The sequence below is a fragment of the Pseudomonas putida genome, from assembly GCF_026625125.1.
Classification (GTDB): Bacteria; Pseudomonadota; Gammaproteobacteria; order Pseudomonadales; family Pseudomonadaceae; genus Aquipseudomonas; species Aquipseudomonas putida_X.
Map to the genome: position 1 here is coordinate 1,774,350 of NZ_CP113097.1, position 14,282 is coordinate 1,788,631.

Annotated in this window: 12 protein-coding genes; 8 read left to right on the plus strand and 4 right to left on the minus strand. The window is 63.8% G+C overall.

Features of this window, described 5'->3' with window-relative positions; genetic code table 11:
• Positions 1 to 26 precede the first annotated feature (26 nt).
• Positions 27 to 977 (minus strand): TAXI family TRAP transporter solute-binding subunit, encoded by a 951-nt coding sequence (locus OSW16_RS08120; protein WP_267822148.1) that lies wholly within the window; start codon positions 975 to 977, stop codon positions 27 to 29.
• A 102-nt stretch (positions 978 to 1,079) separates the two neighbouring features.
• On the minus strand, positions 1,080 to 2,534 hold the full coding sequence (locus OSW16_RS08125) for a TrkH family potassium uptake protein (protein ID WP_267822150.1): 1,455 nt from the start codon (positions 2,532 to 2,534) through the stop codon (positions 1,080 to 1,082).
• Positions 2,535 to 2,795: 261 nt separating this feature from the next.
• Here OSW16_RS08125 and OSW16_RS08130 point away from each other — a divergent pair, with 261 nt between their 5' ends.
• On the plus strand, positions 2,796 to 4,832 hold the full coding sequence (locus OSW16_RS08130) for an NADPH-dependent 2,4-dienoyl-CoA reductase (RefSeq protein ID WP_267822152.1): 2,037 nt from the start codon (positions 2,796 to 2,798) through the stop codon (positions 4,830 to 4,832).
• Positions 4,833 to 4,903: 71 nt separating this feature from the next.
• Positions 4,904 to 5,803, plus strand: coding sequence for a 1-aminocyclopropane-1-carboxylate deaminase/D-cysteine desulfhydrase (locus tag OSW16_RS08135; protein WP_267822154.1), 900 nt, complete (start codon positions 4,904 to 4,906; stop codon positions 5,801 to 5,803).
• Here the strand turns inward: OSW16_RS08135 and OSW16_RS08140 are convergent.
• Positions 5,794 to 6,339: a cytochrome b gene (locus OSW16_RS08140; RefSeq protein WP_267822156.1), complete on the minus strand. Its 546-nt coding sequence runs from the start codon at positions 6,337 to 6,339 to the stop codon at positions 5,794 to 5,796. The genes OSW16_RS08135 and OSW16_RS08140 overlap by 10 nt on opposite strands.
• 126 nt (positions 6,340 to 6,465) lie before the next feature.
• Complete coding sequence (locus tag OSW16_RS08145; RefSeq protein WP_267822159.1) at positions 6,466 to 7,494, minus strand: DUF1853 family protein; 1,029 nt, start codon at positions 7,492 to 7,494, stop codon at positions 6,466 to 6,468.
• Between OSW16_RS08145 and OSW16_RS08150 the strand changes: the two genes are divergently transcribed.
• The 6 genes from OSW16_RS08150 to pepN are packed head-to-tail and all read left to right on the plus strand — an operon-like array spanning position 7,493 to position 14,001.
• Positions 7,493 to 8,383, plus strand: a complete 891-nt coding sequence (locus OSW16_RS08150; protein ID WP_012313480.1) for an NAD(+) kinase — start codon at positions 7,493 to 7,495, stop codon at positions 8,381 to 8,383. The two genes, OSW16_RS08145 and OSW16_RS08150, sit on opposite strands and share 2 nt — an antisense overlap.
• Complete coding sequence (locus OSW16_RS08155) at positions 8,380 to 9,354, plus strand: metallophosphoesterase (RefSeq protein ID WP_241803398.1); 975 nt, start codon at positions 8,380 to 8,382, stop codon at positions 9,352 to 9,354. The genes OSW16_RS08150 and OSW16_RS08155 overlap by 4 nt, the downstream gene beginning before the upstream one ends.
• Positions 9,351 to 10,229 (plus strand): rhomboid family intramembrane serine protease, encoded by an 879-nt coding sequence (locus tag OSW16_RS08160; protein ID WP_267822163.1) that lies wholly within the window; start codon positions 9,351 to 9,353, stop codon positions 10,227 to 10,229. The genes OSW16_RS08155 and OSW16_RS08160 overlap by 4 nt, the downstream gene beginning before the upstream one ends.
• Positions 10,230 to 10,242: 13 nt before the next feature.
• Positions 10,243 to 10,503, plus strand: coding sequence for a YeaC family protein (locus tag OSW16_RS08165; protein ID WP_027596707.1), 261 nt, complete (start codon positions 10,243 to 10,245; stop codon positions 10,501 to 10,503).
• Complete coding sequence (locus tag OSW16_RS08170) at positions 10,500 to 11,330, plus strand: DUF2797 domain-containing protein (protein ID WP_267822167.1); 831 nt, start codon at positions 10,500 to 10,502, stop codon at positions 11,328 to 11,330. Before OSW16_RS08165 ends, OSW16_RS08170 begins: the two co-directional genes overlap by 4 nt.
• A 13-nt stretch (positions 11,331 to 11,343) precedes the next feature.
• Positions 11,344 to 14,001, plus strand: a complete 2,658-nt coding sequence (gene pepN, locus OSW16_RS08175) for an aminopeptidase N (protein WP_267822168.1) — start codon at positions 11,344 to 11,346, stop codon at positions 13,999 to 14,001.
• The last annotated feature ends 281 nt before the right edge of the window (positions 14,002 to 14,282 follow it).

Genomic DNA, 14,282 nt, shown 5'->3' on the forward strand with positions numbered 1-14,282 from the left:
CGCTCCCCCAGGGGTCGAGTCAATAGTCAGGGGAGCAGGTTTTTCTCCTTGAAGTACCGTTCTGCGCCAGGGTGCAGGGGAATGGGCAGGTTCTTGGCCGCATTCTGCGGCTGGATATCGCTTGCTGCCGAATGGGCAGTGACCAGGCGCGGCAGGTTGTCGAAGATCAGCCGGGTCATGTCATAGGCCAGGTCATCGCTGATATCGGCGCGTGTGACCAGAATATTGGTGATGGCTACGGTTGGCACTTCAGCGTCCTGGCCATCGTATGTCTTGGCGGGAATGCTCGCGGGTTGATAGGCACTGTTGCCGATTTTACTCACGATGGCGGCTGGCACAGGTACGAACACTACCGGCAGGGTAGCGGCCAGGTCACGGATGGCCGCCTGGCCGAGCCCGGAAGATTGCAGCGTGGCGTCCAGCTGACGGTTCTTGATCAGCTCTACGGATTCGGCATACGGCAGGTACTCGACCTTGCCCAGGTCTTGATAGCTGAGCCCCGCGGCCTTGAAGATGGCGCGGGCGTTGAGCTCGGTGCCGGACTTCGGCGCACCGACCGAGATACGTTTGCCTTTGAGGTCTTCCAGCGAGGTGATGCCCGACTCCTTGCTGGCGACGATCTGGATGTAGTTAGGGTAAGTGCCGGCGATGGCGCGCAGTTTCTTCAGCGGTGCTTTGAAGCCGGCTTCGGCGTCCCCCTTCCAGGCGTCGGCCACCGAATCTCCCAGCGCGAACGCCAGCTCGCCCCGGCCGGCTTGCAGTAGATTAAGGTTTTCCACCGAGGCCTTGGTGGCTTGCACTGAGGTCTTGCTGCCCTCGATGCCATGGCTGTAGAGCTGGGATATCCCCACGCCGATGGGGTAGTAGACGCCGCTGGTGCCGCCTGTGAGGATGTTGATGAAGGTTGGCGCGGCCTGGGCTGTTGCACAAGCTGCCAATACGGTGCTGGCCACTGCCAGGCGAAGGGCTCGGTTCATGACATTCTCCGCTTATTGTTCTAGTTCCCTGCGTCAGTAAACCTAGAACGAATAAACGGATCCTGCCCGGATTTATTGGCGCCCAGATTGGCAGGCCTGCAATCAGAACCGCCAGAAGGCAGGCGCGACGAGCACCAGCACGGTGAGAATCTCGAGCCGGCCCAGCAGCATGCCGATGGTCAGCAGCCACTTCGCAGCGTCCGGTAGCGTGCTGAAGTTGCCAGCAGGCCCGATTACGCTGCCCAGGCCTGGCCCAACGTTGCACACAGCTGTCGCCGCGCCACTCAGGGCAGTGGTCCAGTCAAGGCCTATGAGGGTCAGGGCCAATGCGATCACCGCAATGGTCACGGAAAAGAAGAAGGAGAACGTCAGCAGTGAGCGTACGATTTCTTCATCGATGGGGTGACCATTGTATTTTTTCGAGATCATCGCCCGCGGATGAATCAGCTGTTTCAAACTGCTGACCAGCAGCGACGCGGCGACTTGAAAGCGGAATATTTTCAGTCCGCCGGCTGTGGAGCCCGAACATCCACCGACAAAAGTCAGATAGAAGAACAACAGCATGGCGAAGCTGCCCCAGAGCGTGTAGTCCCCTACCGCAATGCCGGTGGTCGTCACAACCGAAGTCACATTGACCGCCACGATGCGCAGCGCATCCCACCACGAAAAGTCACTGTGCAAGCAGAGCCAGGTGCCTACGGTGACCCAGACCAGCAGAAGAAAGCCGAGAAAGCCGCGCACCTGATGGTCCTTGAACAGCACGCGCCGGTGGCCACGCAAGGTCGCCACATACAAGGCGAAGGGCAGGCTTCCCAGGATCATGATCACCACCGCCACCCAATGCACCGCTGGCTGAGTCCAGTGGCCAAGCGATGCATCGGACGTCGAGAACCCACCCGTGGAGATCAGCGACATCGAATGATTGATGGCGTCGAAAGGGGTCATGCCGGCGGCCCACAGGGCCAAGGTGCCGAGCGCGGTCAGCCCCAGGTAGATCGCCAGAATCATCTTTGCCGCGACGTGCGAGCGCGGTGTCACTTTGTCCGACCAGTCCGACGACTCGGTCTGGAACAGGCGCATGCCACCGACACGCAGTAACGGCAGGATTGCGACGGCCATGCCGATGAAGCCGATGCCCCCCAGCCAGTGCAACAGCGATCGCCACATCAGCAGGCCGGGCGATGCGCTGTCCAGGCCGGTTAGCACCGTCGAGCCTGTGGTGGTGATGCCCGACATGGTCTCGAAGAACGCATCCGTGTAGCTGATATGCCGGATGAACACCATGGGCAGGGCTGCGAACGCACAGACGATGACCCAGCTGGCGGTGGTCAGCAGGTACATGTCTCGGGCCCTGAGTTGTGGCGCATCGGGTATGCCACGAGCCACCAGGGCAAGGCCTGCGCACAGGGCGATCAGGCTTGACCACAGGAAGGCACCAAGGTCCTCGCTAAGGCCATACCACAGCAGCGTGGCCATGGGGATGACCATGCTGACCGCAAGGGTAATCAGGAACACGCCGATGATGAAGGCGATGAAGCGCAAAGCGGGGAGAGGCATCGAGCAAGCTCATAGGGGCAATGACGGGCAGTATCGTCTGTAAGGGCAGGATGTCGAGTAAAAATGACGTAAAAAAGCTGAGCCATGTTACAGCAGGCAACGCGAGTCACGTCGCAGCCTTGGCTGTGCACTATGATCAGTAATTTGTAAGTTTCGATCATTGAGCGCATTCAAACGGCTGTTTAATGTCGTGGGCAGATAAACGACGGGGCCCGCCGAGGCACCCGCATTCCGTGATCACGCCACATGGGGAACCGTTCCATGGCTGCCGACCGCTATCCGCACTTGCTGGCCCCGCTCGACCTGGGCTTCACCACCTTGGCCAACCGCACCCTGATGGGGTCGATGCACACAGGCCTTGAGGAGCGCCCCGGTGGCTTCGAGCGCATGGCTGCGTATTTTGCAGAGCGAGCCCGTGGCGGCGTTGGGCTGATGGTCACCGGCGGTATCGCGCCCAACGATGAAGGTGGCGTGTATTCCGGCGCAGCCAAGCTGAGCACCGAGGAGGAGGCTGACAAGCACCGCATCGTCACCGAGGCCGTGCATGCCGCTGGCGGCAAGATCTGCCTGCAGATCCTGCATGCCGGGCGCTATGCCTACAGCCCTCGGCAGGTGGCGCCGAGTGCTATCCAGGCGCCGATCAACCCGTTCAAGCCTAAAGCGCTGGATGAGGCCGGGATCGAGAAGCAGATCGCTGATTTCGTCAATTGCGCCGTGCTGGCAAAGCGCGCCGGTTACGACGGCGTCGAAATCATGGGCTCTGAAGGCTACTTCATCAATCAGTTCCTGGCTGCCCATACCAACCACCGTACTGACCGCTGGGGTGGCAGCTATGAAAACCGTATGCGTCTGGCGGTCGAGATCGTCAGCCGGGTGCGCGACGCCGTGGGCCCTAATTTCATCATCATCTTCCGCCTGTCGATGCTCGATCTGGTAGAAGGTGGCAGCACCTGGGACGAGATCGAGTTGCTGGCCAAAGCCATCGAGCGGGCTGGCGCGACCCTGATCAACACGGGTATCGGCTGGCACGAGGCGCGCATCCCGACCATCGCCACCAAGGTGCCGCGCGCCGCGTTCAGCAAAGTCACCGCCAAGCTGCGCGGGGCGGTGAACATTCCGTTGATCACCACCAACCGCATCAATACCCCCGAAGTGGCTGAAGCCGTGCTGGCCGAGGGCGATGCCGACATGGTCTCGATGGCGCGGCCGTTCCTGGCCGACCCGGAGTTCGTCAACAAGGCGGCGCAGGGGCGCGGCGATGAAATCAACACCTGTATCGGCTGCAATCAGGCGTGCCTGGATCATACCTTCGGCGGCAAGCTGACCAGTTGCCTGGTCAACCCGCGGGCCTGTCACGAAACCGAACTCAATTACCTGCCAGTGAACACGGTCAAGCGCATTGCCGTAGTGGGTGCCGGCCCGGCTGGCCTTGCGGCTGCCACCGTGGCTGCAGAGCGTGGCCACCAGGTGACGCTGTTCGATGCCGCCAGCGAAATTGGCGGGCAGTTCAACGTGGCCAAGCGAGTGCCGGGCAAGGAGGAGTTCTTCGAGACCCTGCGCTATTTCGGCAACAAGGTGAAGAGCACCGGGGTCGAGCTGCGTTTGAACACCCGGGTCGATGTGCCGGCCCTGCTCGAGGGCAAATTCGACGAGATCATCCTGGCCACCGGCATCGCGCCGCGTACACCGGCCATTCCCGGTGTCGAGCATGCCAAGGTGCTCAGCTACCTGGACGTACTGCTCCAGCGCAAGCCAGTGGGTGAGTCGGTTGCAGTGATCGGCGCTGGCGGCATCGGTTTTGACGTCAGCGAATACCTGGTGCACCAGGGCGTGGCCAGCAGCCAGGACCGGGAGGCGTTCTGGAAGGAGTGGGGCATCGACCGCGACCTGCAGGCGCGCGGCGGCGTGGCATGCATCAAGCCCGAGCCGCATGCACCGGCACGGCAGGTGTACCTGCTGCAGCGCAAGACGTCCAAGGTGGGCGATGGCCTGGGCAAGACCACCGGCTGGATCCACCGCACCGGCCTGAAAAACAAGCAGGTACAGATGCTCAACGGCGTTGAGTACCTGAAGATCGACGATGCGGGCCTGCACATTCGTGTCGCTGAAGGGGAGCCGCAGGTTCTGGCGGTGGACAACGTAGTGATCTGCGCCGGGCAGGAGCCGCTGCGGGAGCTGCACGATGGGCTGCTGGCTGCGGGGCAGTCGGTGCACCTGATCGGTGGCGCGGATGTGGCGGCGGAGCTGGATGCCAAACGGGCGATCAACCAGGGCTCGCGTTTGGCGGCAGAGCTGTAAGCCAGCCGGGGCCGCAAAGCGGCCCCAGGTTTTCACTGGTAGACTGGCGGCCTCGCACCAGGCACTGAAACATGTCTACCCGCTTTCATGACCTTCCCCAGGCGCCATTACAGCCCCTTGAGCTTGCTTGGCTGAAAAGCGCCGGCATTGATGCCGCCATCCTGCGCCTGGATCTGATCGACCCTTTGGTCAGCGGCAACAAGTGGTTCAAGCTGCGCCACCACCTGCTGCACGCTCACGCGTCGGGCGCCGCCGGGCTGATCAGCCTGGGCGGCAGCCATTCCAACCACCTCCATGCCCTGGCCGCTGCCGGCAAGCGCTTCGGTTTCGCCACCGTCGGCCTGTTGCGCGGCCATCCACAGGACACGCCCACGGTGCTTGATCTGCAGGCGTTGGGGATGCAATTGCACTGGCTTGGCTACGCAGGCTACCGTGCCCGGCATGACGCCGGCTTCTGGGCACCCTGGCAAGCGCGGTACCCCGGCTGGCACTGCATCCCCGAAGGCGGTGGCGGGCAGGCCGGTGCGCAGGGGTGTGCGTTGATCGTCGAGCAGGCTAAGGCCCAGTTGGGCACAGTGGGGTGGTCGGACTATGACGCCTGGTGGCTGGCCGCTGGCACCGGAACCACCCTGGCCGGCCTGGTGCTGGCCGAAGGCGGCGCACACAGGGTGCATGGCGCCCTGGCAGTGCCCCTGGACCATGGCGTGCCCCAGACCATAACGGCGCTCGCCGGTACGCGCGGCTACCAGTTGCACGATGCTTGCCGAAAGGGGTTTGCCAGGCTCGATGATGAGCTGCTGGCATTCGTCGAGAGCACCGAAAACAGCACGGGGATACCTTTCGAGGCGCTCTACACCGGCAAGGCATTGATGGCCCTGCGTGCGCAGGCCGAGGCCGGGCTGTTCGAGCCTGGCACTCGCCTGATCTTCGTGCACACCGGTGGCCTGCAGGGCCGACGCGGTTACTTGTAGGGCAGCATGCGCAGCAGCGTGTTATCGCGCACGACGTAGTGGTGATAAAGCCCGGCCAGCGCGTGCAGGCCGATCAGCCAATACCCCCAGCTGCCTACGCGTTCATGCCAGCCCTTGATGAACTTGGCCAGGTCCGGGTTCGCGCCGATCAGATGTGGCAGCTCCAGGCCATAGAAGGGCACCGGCTTGTCGGCGGCGCTGAGGATCAGCCAGCCGGCCAGCGGCAAGCCGATCATCAACAGGTACAGCGCCAGGTGCATCAGGTGGGCAAGCCCGGTCTGCCAGGCGGGAGGCTTGGGCACGATGGGCGGCGCAGGGCGCACCAGGCGCACGGCCAGGCGCAGCCAGACCAGCATGAACACCGTCAGGCCGAGCATGAAGTGCAGGTCCTTCATCAGGTTGCGCTCGGCGCTGTGCTTGGGGAACAGGCCACGCAACTCGATGCAGGCGTAGACAGCAGCCAGCAGCACCAGCATCAGCCAGTGCAGGGCGATGGACAGGCGTGCGTAGTGGGGCGCGGGGCTGGATGAAGCCATGGGTGGTCCTCGTCATCAGGTCGAAAGTGGCGCTCTTGGCGGCGCTCAGAGGTAACTGTAATCGTTGCTGGAATAAAATCGTTGCGCTGGGTCGATGAAATCGTGTTTGCGGCCTGGGCCAGCGAGTTACCCGCGCAGGGCTAGGTGCGGCCAGCTGTCTGCCACCAGAAACACCCGAGCCACTTCCTGCCAATCGCCATGCGGGCCGGGTTCGAGCCTGACCAGCATCTGTGCCGGTGCCTGCGGGTCAAGCAGCTCAAGCCATTGCGCGACCTGTGGCAGGGTCCAGACTTGATCGGCCTCGAACCTTGCCGGCGCCAGCCAGGCATGGCGGGGCAGGGGCTGCCAGCGCTGCGCCTCGGCCATTGCCCAATCCCGCCGGCGCAACCACCGCCCACGCAGGTGCTGCGGGTTGGCCCCCTCAGGCGATTCGGCGTGCCCGGGCCACGGATAGAATAGATACCCTGCCAGCCACAGGTGAGCCTGGACTTGGCCAATGCCCAGCCCTGCCAGCGCCGCACGGCTTTGCGCGTCGCCCGACATGGGCAACTGGTGCCCGGCCAGGTGCGCCAGCTTGGTGCCCAGCCGGTCATGGCAACCCGGGCCGAGCCACTGCGCCGGGTCATGGCCTGGGCCGTCCGTGGGCCCCAGGTAAAGCTTTATGGCCAGCTCCAGGTGGTGGGTACCGTCGGCGTCGCGCAGCACAATGTCCAACTCGCCCAGCGTGCGCCCACTGCTGCGGATCGCCAGGTTGGCGGCCAGCAGCTCGACACCGGGCGCCTGGCCCAGGGCGAACTGCCACAGGCCTTCGTAATAAAGGCCCAGGCGCCGGCTGGTGCTGTTTGCCAGCCACTCACGCAGGGGCTGGTCGTCGGCATCCAGCGCCTGTAGCCAGTCTTTGAGGCGCTGCGGGTCTGCCGCCCAGGCGCTGCCTGCCAGCGGATGGCGCTGAGGGCAGGGCGGTGTGCTCAGCAGCGGTGGCGACAGCAGCGTCCAGGCCAGGTCGCGCACGGCGGGGCGGCGCAATTGGCGAGGCAGGTCATGGAGTTCAGCGAAAGGCATCATGCTGCGAGCATAGCCGGTTTGCCGCTGCCCGGTCGTTTCGCCCATAATCGCGGCATAGTCACCCGCCGCAGAGCCTTGCAGGAGCCCCATGGAGCAATTTCGCAATATCGGTATCATCGGCCGCCTTGGCAGCTCGCAGGTGCTCGACACCATTCGCCGACTGAAAAAATTCCTCCTCGAGCGCCACCTGCACGTGATCCTCGAGGACACCATTGCCGAAGTGCTGCCTGGCCACGGCCTGCAGACCTCCACGCGCAAGCTGTTGGGCGAAGTCTGTGACCTGGTCATCGTCGTCGGCGGTGACGGTAGCCTGCTCGGCGCCGCCCGTGCTTTGGCCCGGCACAACATCCCGGTCCTGGGGATCAACCGCGGCAACCTGGGCTTTCTCACCGATATCCGCCCGGACGAGCTGGAAGAAAAGGTCGCTGCAGTGCTCGACGGCCACTACCTGGTGGAAAACCGCTTCCTGCTTCAAGCCGAGGTGCGTCGCCACCACGAGGCCATCGGCCAGGGCGATGCGCTCAATGATGTGGTGCTGCATCCGGGCAAGTCGACGCGGATGATCGAGTTCGAGATCTACATCGACGGCCAGTTCGTCTGCAGCCAGAAGGCCGACGGCCTGATCGTCGCCACCCCGACCGGCTCGACCGCCTACGCGCTGTCGGCTGGCGGCCCGATCATGCACCCCAAGCTCGACGCCATCGTCATCGTGCCCATGTACCCGCACACCCTGTCCGGCCGCCCGATCGTGGTCGACGGCAACAGCGAGCTGAAGATCGTGGTGTCCAAGGACCTGCAGATCTACCCGCAGGTATCCTGCGACGGCCAGAACCACTTCACCTGTGCCCCCGGCGATACCATCACCGTGAGCAAGAAACCGCAGAAACTGCGCCTGATCCACCCGCTGGGCCACAACTACTACGAGGTCTGCCGCACCAAGCTCGGTTGGGGCAGTCGCTTGGGGGGCAGGGACGACTGATGTTCGATCCGGCGCGAAGTTTCGACATCATCGGTGACGTGCATGGCTGTGCGCTGACCCTCGAACGCCTGCTCGACACCCTCGGCTACAAGCGTGTCGGCGGCGTCTGGTGCCACCCGCGGCGTCAGGCGCTGTTCCTTGGCGACATCGTCGACCGCGGCCCGCGTATCCGGGAGGCGCTGCACATCGTCCACGACATGGTCGAGGCCGGCCAGGCCTTCTGCATCATGGGCAACCATGAGTACAACGCCCTGGGCTGGGTAACCCCGGCGCTGCCCGGCAGCGGCAAGGCCTATGTGCGTGAGCACACCCCACGCCACGCCCGCCTGATCGACGAGACCCTGACCCAGTTCGCCCACCACCCCGGTGACTGGCACGATTTTCTGCAGTGGTTCTACGACATGCCGCTGTTCCTCGACGCCGGGCGGTTCCGCTTGGTGCATGCCTGCTGGGACCCGCGGCTGATCGACCCGTTGCGCCAGCAATACCCGGACGGGCGCATCGACGAGCACTTCATCCAGGCCTCGGCCGTGCCCGGCAGCTTCGCCTCCACGGTCTGCAACCGTCTGTTGCGCGGCACCGACATGCGCCTGCCGGACGGCCTGACACTGACCGGCGGCGATGGCCTGACCCGCGCCTTCTTCCGGACCAAGTTCTGGGAAGAAGACCCGAAGACCTACGGCGATATCGTCTTCCAACCGGACGCGCTGCCCGATGAGGTCGCCCGCACGCCGCTCAGCCACACCGAGAAGAATGCCTTGCTACGCTATGGCGAAGAGGAGCCGCTGCTGTTCGTCGGCCATTACTGGCGCAGCGGCCGCCCGGCACCGATACGCCCCAACCTGGCCTGCCTGGACTACAGTGCGGTGCTGTACGGCAAGCTGGCGGCCTATCGGCTGGATGATGAAACCCGGATCGACCCGCACAAGTTCGTCTGGGTCGACGTCGATCGACCGCAGGCCAATCAATGAATATCGTCGAAGTGATACGCCTGCCGCTGTCGGTCGACCTCAGCGGCTTCGTCCACCTGTTGCAGCGCCTGCAGGTGCCGCACCGGGTCAGCGAAGAAGGCGAGGTGCAGGTGCTCTGGGCCCCGGAAACCATGGCTGAAGATGTTCTTCAGCTGTACCAGCGCTACCCTGACGGCAATGCTGATGTCGAGCTTGCGCAGCCGCCTGTGGGCGCTGGCTCGCCGGCGAAAGGGCCGACCCTGGCCGAGCAGGCGAAAGCCTGCAAGGTAACCGCCGCCGTCCTTTTCCTGTGCCTGATCGTCGCCGGCCTGACCGGCCTGGGCGATAACCTCACCACCATCAGCTGGTTCACCTTCCTCGACTACCGCGTCCAGGGTGAATACCTGCACTTCACCCCGCTGGCCCAGGGCCTCGCCGAAGGCCAATGGTGGCGCCTGGTGTCGCCGATGCTGCTGCATTTCGGCGTCCTGCACCTGGCCATGAACGGCATGTGGTACTGGGAACTGGGCAAACGCATCGAACTGCGCCAGGGCCCTTGGGCGCTGGCTGGCCTGACCTTGCTGTTCAGCCTGGTATCCAACCTTGCCCAGCACTACACCAGTGGCCCGAGCCTGTTCGGCGGCCTGTCCGGGGTGCTGTACGGCTTGCTCGGGCATGTCTGGCTGTACCAGTGGCTGGCGCCCAACCCACACTTCAGCCTGCCCAAGGGCGTGCTGGTGATGATGCTCATCTGGCTGGTCATTTGCCTGACCGGTGTGGTCGGCCAACTCGGTTTTGGCCAGATCGCCAACGCCGCGCACGTCGGCGGGCTGCTCATCGGATGCCTGACGGGCCTCTTGGGTGGTGCGCTGGCGCGGCGTAAACTGTCCGCTTGATTTAGGAGACGCTATGTCCACGTTCGCGCAAATGATCGAAAACATCACGCCGGAAATCTACGAAAGCCTGAAAACGGCCGTGGAGATCGGCAAATGGTCCGATGGCCGCAAGCTCACCGCCGAGCAGAAGGAGCTGTCGCTGCAGGCGGTGATCGCCTGGGAGATGAAGAACCTGCCAGAAGACCAGCGTACCGGCTACATGGGGCCTCAGGAGTGCGCATCGAAGTCTGCGCCGATCCCTAACATTCTGTTCAAGTCGGACTCGGTACATTGATCGAACTCGCTCGTGGCTCATTGAGCAAGATGGCGGTAAGCCTGGAAGCACCCGTGGTGCAGTACAGTTTTCGCCTGGATGACACCCAGGTGCCGGTCAACCCGCTGATCGGCCAGACCCTGCGCCTGCACTACCTCGGCGCCATTCACTGCAGCCATTGCGGCAAACGCACCAAGACCAGCTTCAGCCAGGGTTACTGCTACCCCTGCATGACCAAGCTGGCCCAGTGCGACATGTGCATCATGGCGCCGGAACACTGCCACTACGACGCCGGCACCTGCCGCGAGCCGTCCTGGGGCGAGCAGTTCTGCATGACCGATCACGTGGTCTACCTGGCCAACTCGTCCGGGGTCAAGGTTGGCATCACCCGCGCTACGCAGTTGCCCACCCGCTGGCTTGACCAGGGGGCGAGCCAGGCGCTGCCGATCATGCGTGTGGCGACCCGCCAGCAATCGGGCCTGGTCGAAGACGTATTGCGCAGCCAGGTGCCGGACCGCACCAACTGGCGCGCGCTGCTCAAGGGCGATGCCGAAGTGCTCGACCTGGTGGCCATTCGCGAGCAGCTCTTCGATGCCTGCGCCGATGGCCTGCGCGACCTGCAGGCGCGCTTCGGCCTGCAGGCGATCCAGCCGCTGCCCGATGCCGAAGTGGTGCACATGAAATACCCGGTCCATGCCTACCCGAAAAAGATCGTCAGTTTCAACCTCGACAAGGACCCGGTGGTGGAAGGCACGCTGCTGGGCATCAAGGGGCAGTACCTGATCTTCGATACCGGCGTGATCAATATTCGCAAGTACACGGCCTACCAGTTGGCCGTGCTCCAGTAAAAAGGACCTGCACATGCGTACCGAACAACCGCAAGTGATCTACCTCAAGGACTACCAGGCGCCCGATTACCTGATCGACGAGACGCACCTGACCTTCAAGCTGTTCGAGGACCACACGCTGGTCCATGCGCAACTGGTCATGCGCCGCAACCCGGCACGCGGTGCCGGCCTGCCGCCACTGGTGCTCGACGGCCAGCAGCTCGAACTGCTGCGCGCCTCGCTGGACGATCAGCAACTGCAGGCCAGCGACTACCAGCTCGAAGCCGACAGCCTGACGCTGCACCCCAAGGCCGAGCGTTTCACCCTGGACACCAGCGTCAAGATCCACCCCGAGAGCAACACCGCGCTGGAAGGCCTGTACAAGTCCGGCAAGATGTTCTGCACACAGTGTGAGGCCGAGGGGTTCCGCAAGATCACCTACTACCTCGACCGCCCGGACGTGATGAGCACCTTCACCACCACGGTGATCGCCGAGCAGCATCGCTACCCGGTGCTGCTGTCCAACGGCAACCCGATCGGCAGTGGGCCGGCTGAAGATGGCCGTCACTGGGCGACCTGGGAAGACCCGTTCATGAAACCGGCCTACCTGTTCGCGCTGGTGGCCGGTGACCTGTGGTGCGTCGAGGACACCTTCGTGCGCCAGTCCGGGCGCGATGTGACCCTGCGCATCTATGTCGAACCCGAGAACATCGACAAGTGCGACCACGCCATGGTCAGCCTGAAGAAGTCCATGCGCTGGGATGAGGAAGTCTATGGCCGCGAATACGACCTGGACATCTTCATGATCGTCGCGGTCAACGACTTCAACATGGGCGCCATGGAAAACAAGGGCCTGAACATCTTCAACTCCAGCTGCGTACTGGCCCGCGCCGAAACCGCCACCGATGCTGCCCACCAGCGGGTCGAGGGTGTGGTTGCCCACGAGTATTTCCACAACTGGTCGGGCAACCGCGTGACCTGCCGCGACTGGTTCCAGCTGTCGCTCAAGGAAGGCTTTACGGTGTTCCGCGATGCCGAATTCAGCGCTGACATGAACTCGCGCACGGTCAAGCGCATCGAGGACGTCGCCTACCTGCGGACCCACCAGTTCGCCGAAGACGCAGGGCCCATGGCCCACCCGGTGCGCCCGGACAGCTTCATCGAGATTTCCAACTTCTACACCCTGACCGTGTACGAGAAGGGCGCCGAAGTGGTGCGCATGGTCCGTACCCTGCTGGGCGCCGAGGGTTTCCGCAAGGGCAGCGACCTGTACTTCGAACGCCATGATGGCCAGGCGGTCACCACCGACGATTTCATCAAGGCCATGGAAGACGCCAACGGCGTCGACTTCACCCAGTTCAAGCGCTGGTACAGCCAGGCGGGCACCCCGCGCCTGGAGGTCAGCGAGGTCTACGACGCCACGGCACACACCTACAGCCTGACCTTCCGCCAGAGCTGCCCGCAGACGCCGGACAAGGCCGAGAAGCTGCCGTTCGTGATCCCGGTCGAGCTGGGCCTGCTCGATGCCGAGGGCAACGACCTGCCTCTGCGCCTGGCCGGTGAGGCCGCCGCGGTGGGCACTGCCCGCGTGCTGTCGGTGACCGAGGCTGAGCAGACCTTCACGTTCGAAGGTATCCAGGCCAAGCCGCTGCCATCGCTGCTGCGCGGCTTCAGTGCGCCGGTGAAGCTGAGCTTCCCGTACGACCGGGACCAGCTGATGTTCCTGATGCAGCACGACAGCGATGGCTTCAACCGCTGGGAAGCGGGCCAGCAGTTGGCTGTACAGGTGCTGCAGGAACTGATCGGCCAGCATCAGCGTGGTGAAGCGCTGCAGCTTGACCAACGCCTGATCACGGCACTGGGCACAGTGCTGGGCAACGAATCCCTGGACGCCGCGATGGTTTCCGAGATGCTGTCGCTGCCGGGCGAAGCCTACCTGACCGAGATCAGCCAGGTGGCCGATGTCGACGCGATCCACGCGGCACGCGAGTTCGCCCGCCGGCAGATCGCCGAGCAGCTGTTCGATGGCCTGTGGGCGCGCTACCAGGCGCACCGCGAGGTGTCGCGCACCACCGCCTACGTCGCCGCGGCCGAGCACTTCGCCCGTCGCAGCCTGCAGAACATCGCCCTGTCGTACCTGATGCTCAGCGGTAAGGCGCAGGTGCTGGAAGCGACCCTGGAGCAGTTCGAGCACTGCGACAACATGACCGAGCGCCTGACCGCGCTGGCCGTGCTGGTCAACTCGCCGTTCGAGGCGGAGCGCGCCAAGGCGCTGGAAACCTTTGCCGAGCACTTCAAGGACAACCCGCTGGTCATGGACCAGTGGTTCAGTGTGCAGGCAGCCAGCACGCTGCCCGGCGGGCTGGCGCGGGTCAAAGCGCTCATGCAGCACCCGGCGTTCACCTTGAAGAACCCGAACAAGGTACGGGCGCTGATCGGTGCCTTTGCCGGGCAGAACCTGGTCAACTTCCATGCCGCCGATGGCTCGGGCTATCGCTTCCTGGCGGACCTGGTGATCGAGCTCAATGCGCTGAACCCGCAGATCGCTTCGCGTCAACTGGCGCCGCTGACCCGCTGGCGCAAGTATGACGACGCGCGTCAGGCGTTGATGAAGGTTGAACTGGAGCGGATTCTCGCTTCCGGGGCGCTGTCCAGTGATGTGTATGAGGTGGTGAGCAAAAGCTTGGCGTGAAGCCTTGGCTGCCCCACAAGTGATGCACATGGCTTCAGTGCGGTGCATCACTTGGGCGTGCGACTGTCTTGCCAGCGATCCAGTGCAGCGGTGAATGGCACCGGCTTCACCGGTGATCGCCGGCAAGCCGGTTCCCACAGGGAGTTGGACCGGCTTTTAGAAATTGGGCAAGAAGGTTGCTTCCACAGGCAAAGCGCAGCCTGAAGAACTGCGCGATCGTGGTGGGAGCCGGCTTGCCGGCGATTGGGCTGTGCAACAGCCCCCTTTCTGGTTAACAAAAC

Coding starts and splice junctions, on each gene's coding strand:
- OSW16_RS08120 (WP_267822148.1), bottom strand. CDS start 977: ATGAACCGAGCCCTTCGCCTGGCAGTGGCCAGCACCGTATTGGCAGCT.
- OSW16_RS08125 (WP_267822150.1), bottom strand. CDS start 2,534: ATGCCTCTCCCCGCTTTGCGCTTCATCGCCTTCATCATCGGCGTGTTC.
- OSW16_RS08130 (WP_267822152.1), top strand. CDS start 2,796: ATGGCTGCCGACCGCTATCCGCACTTGCTGGCCCCGCTCGACCTGGGC.
- OSW16_RS08135 (WP_267822154.1), top strand. CDS start 4,904: ATGTCTACCCGCTTTCATGACCTTCCCCAGGCGCCATTACAGCCCCTT.
- OSW16_RS08140 (WP_267822156.1), bottom strand. CDS start 6,339: ATGGCTTCATCCAGCCCCGCGCCCCACTACGCACGCCTGTCCATCGCC.
- OSW16_RS08150 (WP_012313480.1), top strand. CDS start 7,493: ATGGAGCAATTTCGCAATATCGGTATCATCGGCCGCCTTGGCAGCTCG.
- OSW16_RS08145 (WP_267822159.1), bottom strand. CDS start 7,494: ATGGGGCTCCTGCAAGGCTCTGCGGCGGGTGACTATGCCGCGATTATG.
- OSW16_RS08160 (WP_267822163.1), top strand. CDS start 9,351: ATGAATATCGTCGAAGTGATACGCCTGCCGCTGTCGGTCGACCTCAGC.
- OSW16_RS08165 (WP_027596707.1), top strand. CDS start 10,243: ATGTCCACGTTCGCGCAAATGATCGAAAACATCACGCCGGAAATCTAC.
- pepN (WP_267822168.1), top strand. CDS start 11,344: ATGCGTACCGAACAACCGCAAGTGATCTACCTCAAGGACTACCAGGCG.